Source organism: Paenibacillus sp. ALE3 (assembly GCF_054113405.1).
In genome coordinates this window covers 4,140,011-4,160,352 of sequence record NZ_CM134214.1, presented here as the reverse complement: position 1 = coordinate 4,160,352, position 20,342 = coordinate 4,140,011, and the positions used below count along the sequence as shown (strand labels likewise).

General features: G+C 44.8%; 2 protein-coding genes. Both read left to right on the top strand.

The genetic code is table 11. The features are described from left to right. The first annotated feature begins 2 nt into the window (after positions 1-2). The gene (locus ACXHJ2_RS18505; RefSeq protein ID WP_457874271.1) at positions 3-7,769 is read left to right on the top strand and encodes an amino acid adenylation domain-containing protein; all 7,767 of its coding nucleotides are present in this window, start codon (positions 3-5) and stop codon (positions 7,767-7,769) included. 10 nt (positions 7,770-7,779) lie between these two features. Then, a complete protein-coding gene (locus ACXHJ2_RS18500; protein WP_165080189.1) occupies positions 7,780-20,322 on the top strand; it encodes a non-ribosomal peptide synthetase in 12,543 nt (4,180 codons plus the stop codon). The last annotated feature ends 20 nt before the right edge of the window (positions 20,323-20,342 follow it).

The following is a 20,342-nucleotide window of genomic DNA, read 5'->3' as shown; positions in this document are numbered from 1 at the left end:
GTATGAGAAACGCACTCATTCAAAACATTTATCCATTGACACCCATGCAGGAGGGGCTTCTATATCACTCCATTTTAGACGAGCACTCAGAAGCATATTTTGATCAAACGGTCATTACCTTAAATGAACGGTTGAATGCAGAGACGCTGAATGAAAGCTTCCAAACCCTAATTGACCGTTATGATGTGTTACGGACTGTGTTTGTTTATAAAGAAACAGACCAACCGTTACAAGTCGTGCTGGCTAATAAAGAGGCAACGATTGATTATAGAGACATTACGGAATTAAATGAAGCAGAACAACGTTTATATGTTGATAATTTTACGATTAATGATCGGAAAATGCGTTTTGATCTGGAAAAGGATCTCCTTATTCGGATAAGTGTTCTTGCATTAAGTGATACAAGCTGCAAAATGGTTCTAAGCTTTCATCACATCATTATGGATGGCTGGTGTATTGGTACAATTGCGAAGGATCTGTTCCAAATTTACAGGGCTTATTCCCTCGGGAAGAAGCCAGAATTGGACGCAGTATTTCCATATAGCCGGTATATCAGTTGGTTAGGGCAGCAAAATAAGAAGACAGCTCTTGCTTATTGGGAACAACAATTATCAGGTGTGGAAGAGCAAAGTGGCTTACCTCTTAGCAGCAAGTCAACTGAGGATGGAAGCTACAAGCTGAACAACCATATTTTCACCTTGGACGGGCAGTTAACCCGTGGTTTGGAAATGATAGCACAACAAAATCAGGTAACCTTAAGTTCTGTATTTCATGGGATATGGGGTCTGTTGCTGCAAAGATACAATAACACCAAAGATGTGGTATTTGGTTCCGTTGTTTCCGGCCGTCCAGCTGAGCTGGAAGGGTCGGAGAAAATGGTTGGATTATTTATTAATACGATTCCTGTACGTATTTGTCATAAAGAAGCACAAACATTTTCCCAGATAATCAAGCAATTTCAGCAGAATATGATGGAATCGGGGAAGTACCATTTTCTATCCTTGGCTGATATTCAGATGCTAACCCCACTGGGCAAGAGCTTAATCCACCATATCATAGCATTCGAGAACTACCCAATTACTGAAGAGCTTGCTGGTGGTGAAGGAGAACAGCTTGTTTCAATTGTGGAAACCGAGGGCTTTGAGCAAACGAATTATGATTTTAATATTGGAGTCATTCCTGGTAAAGAATTGAAAGTTAAGTTTGGCTATAACAGTATTGCTTATCAAGCTTCAGATATTGAAAGAATTGAACTGCACCTAAAACAAATAGCTGAACAGGTAGTTTCTAATCCGCATATGAATGTGGATGATATTGATTTGCTTTCTGGCGAGGAAAAACACAGAATCCTGCGAGATTTTAATGATACAGATGCCTTATATCCTCAAAGTCAAACGATTCAACAGCTATTCGAAGAGCAGGTGGCACTGACGCCGAATCGTTTGGCAGCAGCATTCGCTGATGAGCGGCTAACTTATCTGGAATTGAACGAACGGGCTAACCGTTTGGCTCGCGTTTTGAGGATGAAAGGGATGCAAACCGGCCAGATTGTTGGGATTGCAGCCTATCGCTCACCGGAGATGTTAGTCGGAATCATGGCTATTCTTAAGGCAGGGGGAGCTTACTTGCCAATCAATCCAGAGGATCCTCTGGAACGAATTCAATATATAGCGGGTAACAGCGGTGCTTCCATCCTGCTGGTGCAACAGGAAATCCAAACTACATTGAAGGATATTTCAGCGAATATCAGCGTGCTTGCGATCGGAGCAGACTGGCCAACTGAAAAAACTAATCTTGAACCTTACAGTGGGCCGGAAGATTTAGCTTACGTAATTTATACATCCGGTTCTACAGGTAAGCCTAAAGGAGTTATGATTCGTCACACCTCTATAGTGAATCGACTTCATTGGATGCAAAAAAAGTATCCGATTGGTGTGGACGATATCATTTTACAGAAAACGCCTTACACCTTTGATGTTTCTGTATGGGAACTATTTTGGTGGGCTATAGCCGGAGCTTCAGTCTACTTTCTTCCGCCTGATGGGGAGAAGGATCCCAAGCTACTGGTGGACACGGTGGCAGAACAGAAAATTACAACCCTTCATTTTGTGCCTTCCATGTTGTCTGTTTTTTTGGAGTATGTTGAGCAGCACCAAGCAGAGGGGAAACTCAGCAGTATTAAACGAGTTTTCGCTAGCGGGGAGGCACTAACAGTAAAGCAAGCCAGACGGTTTAATACTCTGCTTCGAAAGCCGAATGGCACAACTCTGCATAATTTATACGGACCAACGGAGGCAACAGTGGATGCAACATGGTTTGATTGCCCGGATGGAGATGATTTGCAGAGTATTCCAATTGGTAAGCCTATTGACAATACCCGGTTGTACATTTTGGATCAGGAGGGGAGATTGCTTCCTGTTGGTATTCCGGGCGAACTTTATATTGCTGGTACAGGAGTAGCCCTAGGCTACATTAATCAACCCGATCTAACGGACGAAAGATTCACGGATAGTCCCTTCGTTTTCGGAGAGCGTATGTATAAGACAGGGGACTTGGCAAAGTGGCTCCCCGACGGCAATGTGGAGTATCTCGGAAGAACAGACCACCAGGTGAAAATCCGTGGATATCGTATTGAGACTGGAGAAATCGAAAAGGTCCTGCTCTCTCATCATGACATCAGAGAAGCCGTTGTTCTATCTAGAAAAGACCAAGAGGACGAAACGTATTTATGCGCTTATATTGTTTCTGACCATGAACTCTTAACACAGGAAATACGATCTTTTTTGAAAGCGTCTCTGCCCTTGTATATGGTACCTGCTCATCTGATACAGATGGCTACGATACCTCTTACGCCTAATGGAAAGGTGAACCGAGGAGTGCTTCCTGAGCCCCATCATGTGATTCGGGAGCAGGGGGTTGTAGCTCCTCGAACAGATACAGAAACTCGTCTAGTACGTTTGTGGGAGGATATTCTGTATGTGAGCCCCATAGGTGTACACAGCCATTTTTTTGAACTGGGTGGACATTCGCTGAAGGCTACAATACTGATCGGGAAAATTATTCGAGAATTCCAGGTCGAGTTGCCTATGCGTGAAATATTTGAGTACCCAACTGTGGAAAGCATGAGCAAACTCATTGAACGTACAATCGGGAGAGGGGCAGGTACATTTACGGAAATTGCTCTACTTTCTGATCAAACCTATTATCCAGTTTCCTCCTCGCAAAGACGTCAGATGATATTGCATCAACTTGAAGGAGCGGAACTGGTTTACAATATGCCTTCTGTCATGCTCGTTCAAGGCCATCTGGATCAGGAACGGTTGAAAATGGCTTTCAACACTCTGATTCACAGGCATGAAGCATTGCGCACTTCTTTCTCATGGATCAACGGAGAGCCGGTTCAAAGCGTACATGACGAAGTAGAATTTGAGTTGAAAATTCATAGTCTGACCAGCAAAGAGGATTCAGAGGAACAGCATATAGAAACGGTGCTAAGTGAATTCGTCCAACCGTTTGACCTGAGTCGTGCCCCTTTATTAAGAGGCGAGCTGATCCCGTTGGCAGAGAACAAAAATATGCTGCTGGTTGATTTACACCATATTATTTCGGACGGCGTTTCTATGTCTATTATTATGGATGAATTTGTAAAAGCATATGATGGACAGGCGCTTCCGCCTCTATCCGTTCAGTACAAAGATTATGCTAACTGGCATAATGAGCAAATAAATCATGGATTTATTAAAGAGCAGGAATCCTACTGGCTGGATCTCTTTAAACATGATCCGCCTGTACTGGAGCTACCAACGGATTTCCCAAGACCGTCTATTCAAAGCTATGAAGGTAACACGGTATCCCGAATCCTGGGCGATGATATAACAGAGCCGCTTCACAAACTTGCAGCTGAAACTCAAAGTACATTGTTCATGATTTTACTGGCTGTATATAACGTTGTTTTGTCCAAGCATGCACGACAAGACGACATTGTCATCGGTACACCGGTTGCTGGGAGAAGACATCCAGATACAGAAAAGATCGTCGGCATGTTTGTTAATACGTTGGCACTACGTACTAGCCCTTCAGCGGAGAAGAGTCTTTCAGCTTTTCTGGACGAAGTTAAGGAAACGGTTTTATCTGCTTTTGAGCATCAGGAATATCCCTTTGAGCAATTGGTCGAAAAGCTTGCGCTGCGGAGAGATGTGAGCCGAAGCCCGATCTTCGACACCATGTTTGTTATGCAAAATACAAAAGGGCAACCCCTACAATCTAGTGGGTTGGAATTCAAACCGTTTCCGTTCAATCCAGGTGTTTCCCGATTTGATTTAACCTTGAGCGCGGAAGAAACAGGCAGCTACCTTCATTTAAATTTGGAGTACAACAGTGCTTTGTTCCAAAAGGACACTGTCGAACGCTTCTTGGATCATATGGTGGTGGTGCTAAGGTCTTTTGTAGCTAATAGCACACAAACCATAGGTGATACCGATTTGTTAACAGTGGTAGAAAAAGAATTGATTTTGAATAAATTCAACGGGACGGCTGCGCCTTATCCAAGGGAGAAGACGATTCATCAATTGTTTGAGGAGCAGGTGGAGCGGACACCGGAACATCCGGCAGCCCTATACAAAGATCGGCAATTGACGTACCGGGAGCTGAATGCCCAAGCGAATCGGGTGGCTCACGTCCTGCGGACGAAAGGGATCGGGCCCGACCAGATGGTGGGCATCGCAGTTCATCGATCGCTGGAGATGATCGTCGGCCTGCTGGGGATTTTGAAGGCAGGCGGGGCGTATCTGCCGCTACATCCAGCGGACCCGGAAGAACGGCTGGGATTCATGCTGGAGGATAGCGGGGCATCTATCCTGCTGACCCAGCGGGATCAGTTGGACCGCCTTCATCCGCACGGAGCCAATCGCGAGCTGATCGCTATCGAAAATCTGCTGATGGAGGGGATGGAGCTTACAGGAGAAGAGTGCGAGAAGAACCTGGAACCCGTTAACCGCTCAACCGATTTGATGTACGTGATATATACGTCAGGCTCCACTGGCAAGCCGAAGGGGGTCATGATTGAGCACGCTTCACTGATCAACCGGCTGCACTGGATGGAACAACGAATTCCGTTTGGAGCGGAGGATGTGATCCTGCAAAAAACGCCCTACACCTTTGACGTATCGTTGTGGGAGCTGTTCTCGTGGGCGATTCAGGGAGCGACAGTATGCTTTTTGGAGCCAGGAGGCGAGAAAGACCCGGCAACGATAGCCGAAACGGTGGAGGCCAACGGGGTAACGGCAATCCATTTTGTGCCATCCATGCTGGGAGCGTTCCTGGAGTATATCGAGCACAGCGGAGCCGCCGGGAAAATGCGGAGTGTACGGCGAGTATTTGCCAGCGGGGAAGCGCTGATGACAGAGCATGTCCGCCGGTTTAACCGTTTGCTGGGAGCCGAAGGAGCCACGCTGCACAACCTGTATGGACCGACGGAAGCGACGGTAGAGGTGGCGTATTACGACTGTCCTGCGGAACAGGAACCGGAGAGTATTCCGATTGGGAAGCCGATTGATAACGTGAAATTGTATATTTTGGACCATAAAGACCGATTGCAGCCAATAGGCGTACCGGGCGAGCTGCACATTGGAGGGGACTGCGTAGCCCGAGGATATGTGAATCGGAAAGAACTGACGGAGGAGAAGTTCGTAGAAGATCCATATACGTCAGAGGGACGGATGTACCGGACGGGAGATTTGGCGAGATGGCTGCCGGATGGAAACATTGAATATATGGGTCGGATTGACCATCAGGTGAAAATTCGGGGCTACCGGATCGAACTGGGTGAGATTGAAGCGGCAATACTGGCCTACGAAGGGGTACAGACGGCAGTAGTGCTTGCTCGTGATGACCGTTCTGGGGGAAGTTATTTATGCGCCTATGTTGAACATGCCCAGGAATTCAATGTACAAGCATTAAAGGCTCGTATTAAAGAAGTCCTTCCCGAGTATATGGTGCCTGCTTATATCGTATCTATGGAAGCTATGCCTTATCTATCGAGCGGTAAGATCGACAGAAAAGCATTGCCTGAGCCTGATCACAGTCTGTCGATTGAGGTAGATTATATTCCTCCATCCAATAAGGTTGAAACGTTGATGGCGGAAATCTGGCAAGAGGTTCTTGGCTATGCTCCTATCGGAACGAATCATAACTTTTTTGAATTGGGCGGGGATTCGATTAAAGCTATTCAAATTTCCACACGTCTAAGTAAGCACGGATATCGCATGGAAATTAAGGACCTTTTCCGTCATCAAACGATAGGTAGCCTGACTCCAGATCTAAGAGCAGTCAGTGTTCAAGCCGAGCAAGGGATTATTGAAGGAGAGGCTGAGCTATCCCCTATCCAACGATGGTTTTTTGAACAAAAGTTCACGGAATCCAACTATTGGAACCAGGCCGTTATGTTGTATAGCCAAAATGGGTGGGAGGAAGAACTGGTCGATCAGGTGTTGTGTAAGCTGACTGAGCATCATGATGCCTTACGAATGACATATACAGCGAATCAGGACAAAATTATTCCCATCATTCATGGTACGAATCGAAAGGCATATGCTCTTACTGCTCTGGATGTAAGCCATGAGTCATCCATTGAAGAAGCAATCCAGACCCTCAGCGAAGCGATTCAGCGGCGCATGAATTTAGAAAACGGTCCGCTTGTGCAAGCGGGGTTGTTTCACACCGCTCAAGGTGATCACTTACTACTCGCGATTCATCATTTGGTGGTAGATGGAGTTTCTTGGAGAATTCTATTGGAAGATTTGGAGCAGGGGTATATGCAGGCACTTAATAATGAAGAAATCCTCTTTCAGGCGAAGACCCATTCATGGAAGGATTGGACCCATCGCCTTGGTGATGATGCAAAGGGTGGGCGTCCAGCTCGTTACAAACGTTATTGGGAGAATGTAATCCGTCATTCCAGTAAACCGCTTCATAAAGACTATCCGGCCGCTGACAGAAGAGGGAAAGACCTGGAAATCTGCAACGTAAGGCTTTCCAAGCAACAAACAGATCGTCTACAGAAGGATGTACACAAGGCTTATAGTACGAATGTAAACGATCTACTGTTGACAGCCTTTGGGCTGGCATTGAGAGACTGGACTGATGATGACGAATTTACCATTTTGTTGGAAGGGCACGGACGGGAACAGATTTTTGATGATATAGATATAACCAGAACGGTCGGCTGGTTTACTACGATGTATCCTATTCATCTGGATATGAAGCATAATACCGATTTAGCTTACCAAATTAAGCTGACCAAGGAAGCGTTGCGACGTGTTCCTAATAAGGGCATTGACTTCGGAATTCTGGAATATATGACCCTACACGATTTGAAAAGTACTAGCCAGGGACATTTTGCACCTGAAATTCGCTTTAATTATCACGGCCAGATTGATTCAGGCTCCGTTGCGCCTTTATTTGTCGAATCAAAGTATTCTGCGGGTCGAACAGTAAGTGAGGAGACCGAGACACCATTTGTGCTTGATATTAATGGAAGTATCGAACAGGGGATATTAACCCTCGGGATTGAGTATAGCAGTCGTGAATATGCTGAATCGAGTATTCAAAAATTGGGAAATTTCTTGCAAAGTCGTTTGCTAGAAATTATTGAGCATTGCTCTGAAAAGAAGGAGAAGGAATGGACTCCCGCAGATGTGAGCGATGAGCATCTTTCAATTAACGATTTGGATGAGATTATGGCCTACTATAAAAATAATACATCTTCCTAGGCGGTGGATTATGAGTAAAGATCTGCAAATTCAAAGTATATTCCGATTAACTCCGATGCAACAAGGAATCTTGTTCCATAGCCTGCTAGATCAAACTTCGTACGCCTATTTTGAACAAGTGAGTCTTACCCTGAACGGCTTACTCGAGGTAGAGCTTCTGGACCGAAGTCTTTCTGTTCTATTTGAGCGCCATGAGATATTGCGCAGCAATGTTTTTCACGTCAATATTGAAGAGCCTAAATTGATCGTATTCCGGCAGAAGCATCCATCCATTCACTTTGAAGACATTTCTTCACTAACGCAATCTGACCAGGTGGCCTATATAGAACAGTTTGTTCAACGTGATAAGGCCAACGGATTTGATATCACCCGGGATGAGTTATTCCGGGTCTCCATATTGCAGTGTGCGTCTGATGTATACAAGCTGATCGTTAGCTTCCATCACATCATTATGGATGGATGGTGCTTAGAAATCGTTCTGAAAGAATGGTTCCAGATCTACACATCATTGAAAAAAAATGAGCCAGTTCAGCTAGGTGAAGCTCCTTCTTATGAAAAATACCTCAAATGGCTGGACAAGCAGGATACAGATACAGCGCTTATGTTTTGGGAGCGATATTTGGATGGTTTTGAACAGCAAAGCATCTTGCCTACGAGTGGTAAAGGGAGCCACGTTGATTACGATCCACAGCAGCAAATCTTTAGCTTTGATTCGCAATTAACAGGTCAGTTGGAATCACTGGCCAAAGAACTCAAGGTTACTTTGAGTACATTGTTTCACTCCATCTGGGGTCTGCTATTGATGAAATACAACAACATCCGCGACGTGGTATTTGGCTCTGTCGTTTCCGGTCGTCCGTCAGATATTCCGGGAGCAGAAAATATGGTGGGCCTATTTATCAATACTATTCCAGTGCGTATATCAAGTGAAGAGGATCATCTTGCTTTTTCGGAATTCGTCCAGCATGTACAACATTCGGTTATGGAGGCGGGAGAGCACCATTATGTGCCTCTTGCTGATATTCAGGCGGGGAGTTTGTTGAAGAGTAATCTGATACACCATATTTTGGCTTTTGAAAACTTTCCGGGTATGGAGGAAGCCCCCGATCACGCGGACGAAAACAGTTTAGCGGTTTCGGAGATGGCTGGCTTTGAACAAACTAATTATTCCTTCAACCTTAACGTTGTCCCCGGTGAGAAACTGCGGATGAAATTCAGCTATAACGGTCTATTATACGAACCAGCATATATAGATCGATTAGGTCGACATGTTGAAGAAATCGCCCGCACTGTGGTTTCATCTGCTGATGTAGTTTTGAACGAAATAGATATTATTCTGCCAGAAGAAAAAGAATTGATTTTGAATAAATTCAACGGGACGGCTGCGCCTTATCCAAGGGAGAAGACGATTCATCAATTGTTTGAGGAGCAGGTGGAGCGAACACCGGAACATCCGGCAGCCCTATACAAAGATCGGCAATTGACGTACCGGGAGCTGAATGCCCAAGCGAATCGGGTGGCTCACGTCCTGCGGAAGAAAGGGATCGGGCCCGACCAAATGGTGGGCATCGCAGTTCATCGATCGCTGGAGATGATCGTCGGCCTGCTGGGGATTTTGAAGGCAGGCGGGGCGTATCTGCCGCTACATCCAGAGGACCCGGAAGAACGGCTGGGATTCATGCTGGAGGATAGCGAGGCATCTATCCTGCTGACCCAGCGGGATCAGTTGGACCGCCTTCGTCCACACGGAGTCGATCGCGAGCTAATCGCTATCGAAGATCTGCTGATGGAGGGGATGGAGCTTACAGGAGAAGAGTGCGAGAAGAACCCGGAACCCGTTAACTGCTCAACCGATTTGGTGTACGTGATTTATACGTCAGGCTCCACCGGCAAGCCGAAGGGGGTTATGATTGAGCACGCTTCACTGATCAACCGTCTGCACTGGATGGAAAAACGAATTCCGTTTGGAGCAGAGGATGTGATCCTGCAAAAAACGCCATACACCTTTGACGTATCGTTGTGGGAGCTGTTTTCATGGGCGATTCAGGGATCGACAGTATGCTTTTTGGAGCCGGGAGGCGAGAAAGACCCGGCAACGATAGCCGAAACGGTGGAGGCCAACGGGGTAACAGCGATCCATTTTGTACCATCCATGCTGGGAGCATTCCTGGAGTACATCGAGCACAGCGGAGCCGCTAGGAAAATGCGCAGTGTCCGGCGAGTATTTGCCAGCGGGGAAGCGCTGATGACAGAACATGTCCGCCGGTTTAACCGTTTGCTGGGAGCCGAAGGAGCCACGTTGCACAACCTGTATGGACCGACAGAGGCAACGGTAGAGGTGGCGTATTACGACTGTCCTGCCGAGCAGGAACCAGAGAGCATTCCGATCGGGAAGCCGATTGATAATGTGAAATTGTATATTTTGGACCGTAAAGACCGATTGCAGCCGATAGGTGTACCGGGCGAGCTGCACATTGGAGGGCACTGCGTAGCCCGAGGATATGTGAATCGGAAAGAACTGACGGAGGAGAAATTCGTAGCGGACCCCTATGCAGCAGGGGGACGGATGTACCGGACGGGAGACTTGGCGAGATGGCTGCCGGATGGAAACATTGAATATATGGGTCGGATCGACCATCAGGTGAAAATTCGGGGCTACCGGATCGAACTGGGTGAGATTGAAGCGGCCTTACTCGCGTACGAAGGTGTCAAGGCGGCTACAGTACTTGCCCTTGATGATCGAGATGGTGGTAAATATTTATGCGCATATTTCGAAAGCGGAGAAGGTTTGAACACATCTATTTTAAGGGCGCACTTGAAGGCACTCATACCGGATTACATGGTGCCAAGTCATTTCGTTCGGCTAGATGTTATGCCGCACCTGTCCAGTGGCAAGGTTAACCGTAAAGCGTTACCCGAACCAGATCATGGGATGCGAGCCACCAGCTATGTTGCACCAAGAAACGAAACGGAAAGAAAACTAGCCGAGATTTGGGAGAAGTTGCTGGACATATCGTCCATCGGTATACATGACAACTTTTTTGAACTGGGTGGACATTCACTAACGGCGACTCGACTTATGTCTCGAATCAATAAGTTGCTGCAAGTTGAAATTCCACTCCGTGATATTTTTGCACATCCGACCATCGAAGAAATGAGTGTTTTGATCTGCGGACCAGAGGTTGCAGCTGGGACGATGATGGATATTGCTCCTGCCGAGCTACGCGATTCTTATCCAGTGACATCCGTTCAAAAGAGACAAATGATTTTACATCAGTTTGAAGGAGCAGAAACAGCATACAATATGCCCTTTGCCTTACTGATGGAGGGAGAACTGGACATCCAGCGGCTGGAGCGAGTGTTCAGGGATCTAATAGATAGGCATGAGGCATTGCGGACATCATTTGAGTGGGGCACAGAGGAGCCAGTACAAAAAATTCATAGTGAGGTTCCATTTCAACTAAGTTTCCAACAGGCTGATGATATCGAAATAGAAGCACAGGACAAACAGATTCAAGCGATATTCAAATCGTTCGTAAGACCGTTTAACTTAGGTCAGGCTCCATTATTGCGGGCGAAGCTGGTGCGTATTTCGGACAATAGGCATATTTTGATGGTAGATATGCACCATATTGTTGCAGATGGCGTTTCCATGAGCGTTTTGGCTAATGATTTCACGACATTGTATCACGGGAACTCGCTGCCACCATTGCGTATTCAATATAAAGACTACGCCGTTTGGAACAGTGAGTGGATCAAAGAAGGACACTTGATGAAGCAGGAACAGTACTGGTTAGACTTGTTTTCGGATGAGCTTCCTGTCCTTAATCTACCAACTGATTTCACGAGGCCTCAAGTACAAAGCTTTGAAGGTGACCGGTATTCTTTTCAAGCTGACAAGACACTTCGTGAAAGTCTACAGCAATTTGTTGCAGCAAATCGGACCACTTTATTTATGGTACTGTTATCGGCTTATAACGTATTGCTGCATAAGTATTCAGGCCAGGAAGATATCGTGGTAGGGTCTCCAATAGCAGGTCGTAATCATACAGATTTAGAAAATATTATGGGGATGTTCGTTAACACACTAGTGCTGCGCAACCGTCCAGCTGCTGACAAAACGCTCAAGCAATTTTTACTGGAGGTGCAAAGAAGCAGCCTGGAAGCTTTCGAACATCAGGATTATCCAATAGAAGATCTTGTAGATAAGCTCGAACTTCACAGGGATTTAAGCCGAAATCCTCTGTTTGATACGATGTTCTCTCTAGAAAATACCGATTCGGTAAGCCTGCAAGCTGACGGGATATCCATATCACCGTATTCTGTTGAAGCTGGCATTGCCAAAGTTGATTTAACGTTAACAGCAGAAGCGGATCAAGAGGGACTCTCTTTTCGAATTGATTATTGTAACAAGCTGTTTCACAAAGAAAGTATTGAGAGAATGTCGAAGCATTATTTGCAGATTTTGCAGACTATTGTGGACTCTGCGGATCTCCGGATTAGCGACGTAAACATGGTAACTGCATCCGAAGAAGAGATCCTGTTAACGAAATTTAATACGGTACCCGCTTCTAACGAGAAAGAGAACCGAAAATTGCTGCATCAGCTCTTTGAAGAGCAGGTAGCGAAGACGCCGGAGCGTGTCGCAGTATCGTTCGAGGAACAACAATGGACTTACAGCGAGTTAAACGATAAAGCGAATCAGCTTGCCAGAGTGCTTAGAGAAAAAGGAGTACAGGCCAATACGCTTGTTGGCATTATGGTAGAGCGATCTTTTGAAATGATAGTCGGAATCCTAGGGATTTTAAAGGCTGGGGGTGCATATGTTCCTCTGGCACCAGATTATCCTGCGGAGCGAATTAGTCTGATGCTATACGATTGCAAGATAACACTATTATTGGCTTCCCATCATGTTCTGACTGAATCAACTTTCATAAAAGAGGCAGGAGCAGATGGATTTGCAGGGGAAATCCTTGATTTGGATCAGCTCGATATGATCGTTAAGGATTCAGATTCTAGTAACTTACCTTATGTGAATGAACCGGATGATTTGGCATATGTGCTATATACCTCTGGCTCAACAGGTAAACCAAAAGGGAATCTGACCATGCATTATAACGTGGGAAGATTGATTAAAAACTCCAATTATATCGATCTTACAGAACAGGATATTCTCTTGCAGTTATCTAACTATGCCTTTGATGGGTCAGTCTTCGATATATTCGGCGCTCTGGTCAATGGTTCTAAGCTGGTTCTCTTACGTAAAGAGAATATGCTGAATCCAGAAAAACTGTCTTTCTTAATTCGAAATGAAAATGTCTCGGTATTTTTTATTACTACCGCCTTGTTTAACACGTTGATAGAAACCAATATTGAATGTTTTACTACAATTCGCAAAGTACTTTTTGGTGGAGAGCGGGTTTCACTTCCGCATGTGAGTAAGTTGTTTGAACATATCGGACCCCATAAAATGCTGCATATGTACGGTCCTACCGAAAGCACGGTCTTTGCTACCTGTTATGGTGTAGATCAGATTCATGAACGGAAAGGTACAATTCCGATTGGAGCCCCGATTACAGGTACTACTGTGTATATTCTGGATAAAAATCTTAAATTGCAGCCTATTGGTATTCCGGGAGAGCTTTGTATAGCAGGCGATGCACTTTCCCAGGGCTATTTGAACCTACCTGATTTTACAAAAGAAAAGTTTATAGACAATCCATTTAATCCAGGCGAGAAAATGTACAAAACAGGTGACATTGCAAAATGGCTTCCAGATGGAAATATTGAATTTGTAGGCCGCCAAGATCATCTGGTGAAAATTAGGGGGTTCCGTATAGAGCTTGGAGAAATTGAAAATCAACTACTATCCCATGAACGCATTAAAGAGGCAATAGTTGTAGCTAAACCGGATCAATCCGGCCAAAATCGTATTTCTGCATATATGGTGACAGACGGGGGATTAAATACTTCAGCTATTCGCCGTTACTTGGCGAAGTATTTACCAGATTACATGTTGCCATCCAGCTTAATACTGCTAGACAGTTTGCCGCTGAACGCTAATGGCAAGGTGGATCAGAAGAAATTGCCAGAGCCTCATATCAACTTAGACTTAAGCACGCTGTATGAACCACCGACAAGCCCTACGGAAGAGAAGTTGATCAAAATTTGGGAAGGCGTACTGGGACAAGAGGGAATTGGAATTAGTCACAGTTTTTTTGACCTTGGAGGAGACTCTATTAAGGCCATTCAAGTGATCGCAAGGTTGAGTCAAGAGGGATTAAAGCTGGATATGAAGGACATATTTCAGCACCCTACTGTTCAGCAAGTAGCACCATATGTCCAACGTCGTTCCAGAATCATTGACCAGAAGGCGGTAACAGGTGAGGTACAGCTAACTCCAATCCAAAAATGGTTCTTCGAAAATGTACAGGATGATCGGAACCATTTTAATCAAGCGGTTATGTTGTTTACTAGTGGTGTGTTTGATGAAGAAGCCCTAAAAACTGCTTTGGAGAATATTATTATTCACCATGACGCCCTACGAATGGTGTATGAGATCGGTCAGAGTTCTGTTTGCCAATACCATAAGGAAACGCAGTTAAAGCCTCTTCATTTAAATATTTATAATCTACAAGGAAATAACGATGCTGAAAGCAAGATTGAGGAAGAGGCTAGTCGGCTACAGGCTACCATGGACTTAAGAGCAGGCGAGATTATCCGGGTTGGCTTGTTCCAAACAGATCAAGGTCAGCATTTGCTGATTGCTATTCACCATTTAGTTATTGATGGAGTCTCCTGGCGAATCTTATTAGAGGATTTGGAGAGCGCATATACCCAGGCATTACAAGGTGAGACTATCACTTTGCCGGATAAAACGGACTCTTTTCAGTATTGGTCTGACCGGCTTGCAGAGTATTCGAATAGTCGGGCTTTACTAAAGGAGAAGGCATATTGGCAGCAAATTGAAGGTGTTCAATGTGAGTCTCCATTTCCTCAGAAGAGAGCAGTTACTGAAGAGGGTGGAGTGAAAAAAGAAAGAACGAGTATAGCTGTCCGGTTGGACAAGCAAGATACACAGCTACTGCTTGGAACTGCTCATCAGGCCTATAATACCGAAATTAATGACTTATTGTTATCAGCACTTGGATTGGCTATTAAGCAATGGGCGGGTAGTAAAATCTTCGCTATTAATCTTGAAGGACATGGCAGGGAAGAGATTATGGAGGAGATTGATGTTACTCGAACCATAGGCTGGTTTACTTCGATGTTTCCTGTTGTGCTGGATATGAGGGATAGTGAAGATATTTCATCTGTTATTCGGCGAACTAAGGAAATGATTCGGCATATCCCTAATCGAGGGATTGGATACGGAGTTCTGAAGTATTTGACCGATGTGGAGCATATTCAAGATTTAGATTTTAACATACAGCCACAAATCAGTTTTAATTATCTGGGACAATTTATGGATGGTACGCAAGAGGGAAGCTTTGAATCGTCACCGTTATCTCCGGGACGTTCTGTTGGTGAAGGGGCAGAAAGCCATTTTACACTGGACATCAACAGTATTGTTTCCCAAGACCAACTGTTACTTGAATTTGGATATATTCGCGGCGAGCATGAAGACCATGCTATTGAACAATTATCCCTTATGTATATTGAGCATTTAAAAATGTTAATTAATCACTGTACAAGCATTTCACAGAAGGTTCTCACACCATCTGATTACCAAGACCATACTCTCTCTATTCCTGAATTAGACCAGATTCTCACACAGTTTGGTGGGACTGAACAGGTAGAGCATATTTACCCGTTAACACCTATGCAGCAGGGAATGCTGTTCCATTACATGATGGAGCCGGAAACTACAGCTTATGTGGAACAAGTCGCGATTGAAATGGAAGGTGAACTACAGCAGGAGCTTCTGGAACAGAGTTTTCAAGAATTGTTGGCAAAATATGAAGTATTGCGTACGAATTTTGTGTTTACCGGTATACATGAACCTCGGCAAATCGTGCGTAAACATCAACATGCAGAGTTTCAGTTTTATGACCTTACCGGGATGAATGAGCAAGAAATTACCGCTTATCTAGAGGATTACAAAAAACAAGATCTTCTGCGTGGATTTGATTTATCCAATGAGGCACTAATACGTATAAATGTATTAAAAACAACTCCTGATAAGTTCCTTATGATGTGGACCTTCCATCATATGATTATGGATGGATGGTGCGTAGGAATTGTCTACCACGATTTTATGAGCATGTATCTAGAATTGAAAGATGGTAGACCGCTTAAGTCTGAAACAGCCCCTGCTTATTCAACTTATATTCGTTGGCTGGAAAAGCAGGACAAAGAGGAGTCCATGCAATATTGGAAACAGGCTTTGGATGGATATACGCAATGTGCAGTTATACCAAAGACGTCCAAATTGCAGGCTAAAGAAAGTGGTTATCAGACGAGTCAGCTGGAATTTTCGTTAGACCAAACACTGACACGACGATTAACAGAGATTGCATCTCATAATCGGATTACGGTCAACACGTTGTTCCAATCCATGTGGGGGGCATTGCTTCAAAGATATAACAATACCAACGATGTAGTATTTGGAGCAGTTGTTTCAGGGCGACCGCCAGTAATCCCGGACATTGAGAGCATGGTAGGTATTTTCATTAATACGATTCCCGTGCGAATTTATGGCGAGGAGAATGAAAGCTTCATTGAAATGGCCAAGAGAGCTCAACAAAGCTCCATTGAATCGGTTAAGTATGAGTACACATCATTAGCTGACATTCAATCCATATCTACACTGAAGCAAAGCTTGTTAGATCATATTATTGTGTTTGAAAATTACCCTGAGTATGGCGAAGAAGAGGCGCTGCAGAAGCACAATCTGAAAATTCACGTGCGAGATATGGCCTTTTATGAACAGACAAACTATGACTTTAATCTTATTGTTTCCCTAAAAGAAGAACTGAACATTAAATTTCTGTACAACGCTGATACCTTAAGTAGAGAATTTGTGGAACGTATAAAAAATCATTTAAATGGCGTGGTCCGACAAATCGTGGATAATCCGGAGATGAGTATATCCTCAATTGAAGTAACTTCTTTACCAGAGAAAGAAGTGATTTTGAATGAATTTAACAATACGACGGCGATCTATCCGCGAGAGAAGACAATCCATGAATTGTTTGAGGAGCAGGTGGAGCGAACACCGGAACATCCGGCAGCCCTTTATAAAGGACGGCAACTAACGTATCAGGAGCTGAATGCCCAAGCGAATCGGTTGGCTCATGTGCTGCGGGAAAAAGGAGTAGGACCTGATCGTGTGGTGGGGATCGCGGTTCACCGGTCGTTGGAGATGATTATCGGACTACTAGGAATCTTGAAAGCAGGTGGAGCCTATCTGCCGCTGAATCCAGAGGACCCTGAAGAACGACTGGCGTTCATGCTGGAGGACAGTGGAGCATCCATTTTATTGACCCAGCAAGAGTTAGCGGAGCAGCTTCGTTGTCATGGAACAACCCGGGAACTGATCGCTATCGAAGATATGCTGGTACAGAAAAAGGAGCAAACAGGAAGAGAAAAGAATCCGGAATCGATCAATCGCTCGACGGATTTGGTGTATGTGATTTACACCTCGGGATCTACGGGTAAGCCCAAAGGAGTCATGATTGAGCATGCCTCGCTGATCAATCGTCTGCACTGGATGCAAAAGCGGATTCCGTTTGGAGCGGAGGATGTGATCCTGCAAAAGACACCGTATACCTTTGATGTATCGTTGTGGGAATTATTCTCGTGGGCCATCCAAGGGGCAACGGTATGCTTTTTGGAGCCAGGAGGAGAGAAGGACCCGGCAACAATAGCTGAAACGGTTGAGGCTAACCGGGTAACGGCATTGCATTTTGTGCCGTCGATGCTGGGAGCGTTTCTGGAATACATGGAACACAGCGGAGCTGCGGGGAAAATGCACAGTGTAAGACGTGTATTTGCCAGCGGAGAAGCGCTGATGACAGAGCATGTTCGTCGGTTTAACCGCCTGATAGGAGGCGGCGGTGCCACGCTGCATAATCTGTATGGCCCAACGGAAGCGACCGTGGAGGTGGCGTATTATGACTGTCCTGCCGAGCATGAACCGGAGAGTATTCCGATCGGGAAGCCGATTGATAACGTAAAATTGTATGTTTTGGACAAGAAGGACCGTTTGCAACCGATAGGGATACCGGGGGAACTGCATATTGGGGGCGACTGTGTAGCGCGAGGATATGTCAACCGGGAGGAATTGACGGAAGAGAAATTCGTAGAAGATCCATACGAGCCGGGAGGACGGATGTACCGAACAGGAGATCTGGCCAGATGGTTGCCGGATGGGAATATCGAATATATGGGCAGAATCGATCATCAGGTGAAAATCCGCGGGTATCGGATCGAACTGGGTGAGATTGAGGCGGCTTTGCTTGCACATGATGGAGTTCGGGCAGCGGCAGTGCTTGCCCGTGCTGATGACCGAACGGGGACGCCTAGTTTGGGTGCGTATCTTGTTGCCGAACCCCATGTGACAACGGCAATGTTGCGACAAAATCTATCTGTCTCAGTTCCAGAGTATATGATTCCAGCTTATTTTGTATTCTTGGATCAGATGCCGCTCACGTCGAGTGGTAAGATTAATCGTCGTATGCTATTAGAAATTGAGCTGGAGTTTGGTACCGGAACAGAATATGTAGAGCCCAGCAACGAGCTGGAAAAGGAATTAGTCGAGATCTGGATGAGTGTACTCGGTGTTGAACATGTGGGTATCGACGACAATTTCTTTGAACTGGGAGGACATTCTTTAACGGCTATTCAGCTTGCATCTCGGTTACAGGGGATTTTGAGTAGTGAATTACGGTTGAGCAGTATCTATCAATACCCTACGGTCAGAGAGTTGGCACTACATGTGGAAAGAATGGAAGAGAAACATTCTGCACTTGCCCAACAATTTGATCAGATTATAGCGTTGCTGCATCAAAAGCTGAACGTTAAGGGTTGGATACAACAAGAGCAATTCAATGGAAAATCTTATATTGTTCTGCATTTAGAAGAGGGAGCCATTTCTTTCGAAAAAGAGATTATGGAACTGTTGGACATGAATTGCGATGAATCGATCCAGCCTCATTACATCACTTGGCATGGAGAAGAAACCCTGAGACTAGAAAAGGTCAATCTTGAAGACATTAAGAGCATATGGACAGAAAGAATTGACAATGATTTGGACATTTTCTCCAAAGCTATTCTAAGCCCAGGAGTGATCGAGAGACTGCCAGTTTCTCCAACACAACGCTACCATCTCCAACACAGTGATATTTCTGGCACGATTATTCCGCTAGAAAAACATATGAACATGGAGTATGTGGGAGAAGCGATTCTGCAGATTATTCGAGATCAAGATTTGATGAGAAGTACGCTGTGTGAAGAAAACGGAGAATTGCAATGGCAAGTAAGGGAAGCACCGGATCATCTTCCTGTACCACTGGTGGATATCTCTATGTATGACGAAGATGCACAGCAAGTGATTCTGAATAATATCATCTGGCCTTATTTTTACAAAAAGCATGAATTGAGCAATTCACTTTTATATCGGATATTGATTGTGAAAAAGAATCTGAAAGACTACCTGCTTATATTACCTTTTTCGCACTCGATCTTTGACTTTATGAGCAGTGAGATTATTAAGCACCAGTTCAACACTTATTATGAATGTGTTCGAGCTGGAAAGGAAACGCCTGAAGGGAGCAAAAATCGTTACTCTGATTTTACAGCTCATATTATGGAAGGACCTCAGGGTGTTGACGATCTGGAACTAGTAACTACCTATAGTCTAGATAAGTTTGATCGTGCAATGGGTCGTATAACCAATTTTGTCGATCAAAAAGCAGTACTTGAAGGGCATACAACCGTTATGTGGGATTTAAAATCTTCCGAGAGAGCAGTTCACTTGGACAACACTAGTCATTGGGAGATCGCATTCTTTACGTTTACTGCTTTTTGTAAAATGTATTTCGAGCTTAGTCAGGTACCCATTTGGGTAACGCAGTATGGCCGAAGCTTTGGAGAGAAGCGTTACTATGATGTTATTGGTGAATTTGTGGATCATATCCCGATACTAACAAATTTAGACCAAAACCTGGTATCTCTAGAACAGCAGGTTCGCCAAAGTGTTCAATGGGCAGCTGAACATAATATCAGCTTTGCTAACTTAATGTATAACCCGGATGTACAGAACGATTATCCTTTATCTGGAGGATACTTGCAGCAGGCTTTGGATAGAATGCCAATTGTATTTAATTTCCTTGGTGAGCTGAGAAGTGAGCATCAACTCCTACAAACGGTGGATCTGGGTAATGTCAATGTTGAAGGAAGATCACGAATCTTATGCGAAGTTTGGCATGATAGCGAGTCTAATCTGTTTATGGCACTAACTCTACCTTTTCCAGAAGACGAAAGTATAGTACGGAATCATTTACAAAGTGCCTTGGAGCAATTGGAAAGACGCTGGGCAACCGTTCTGTAACTCTTGCCCTAACCGAATAG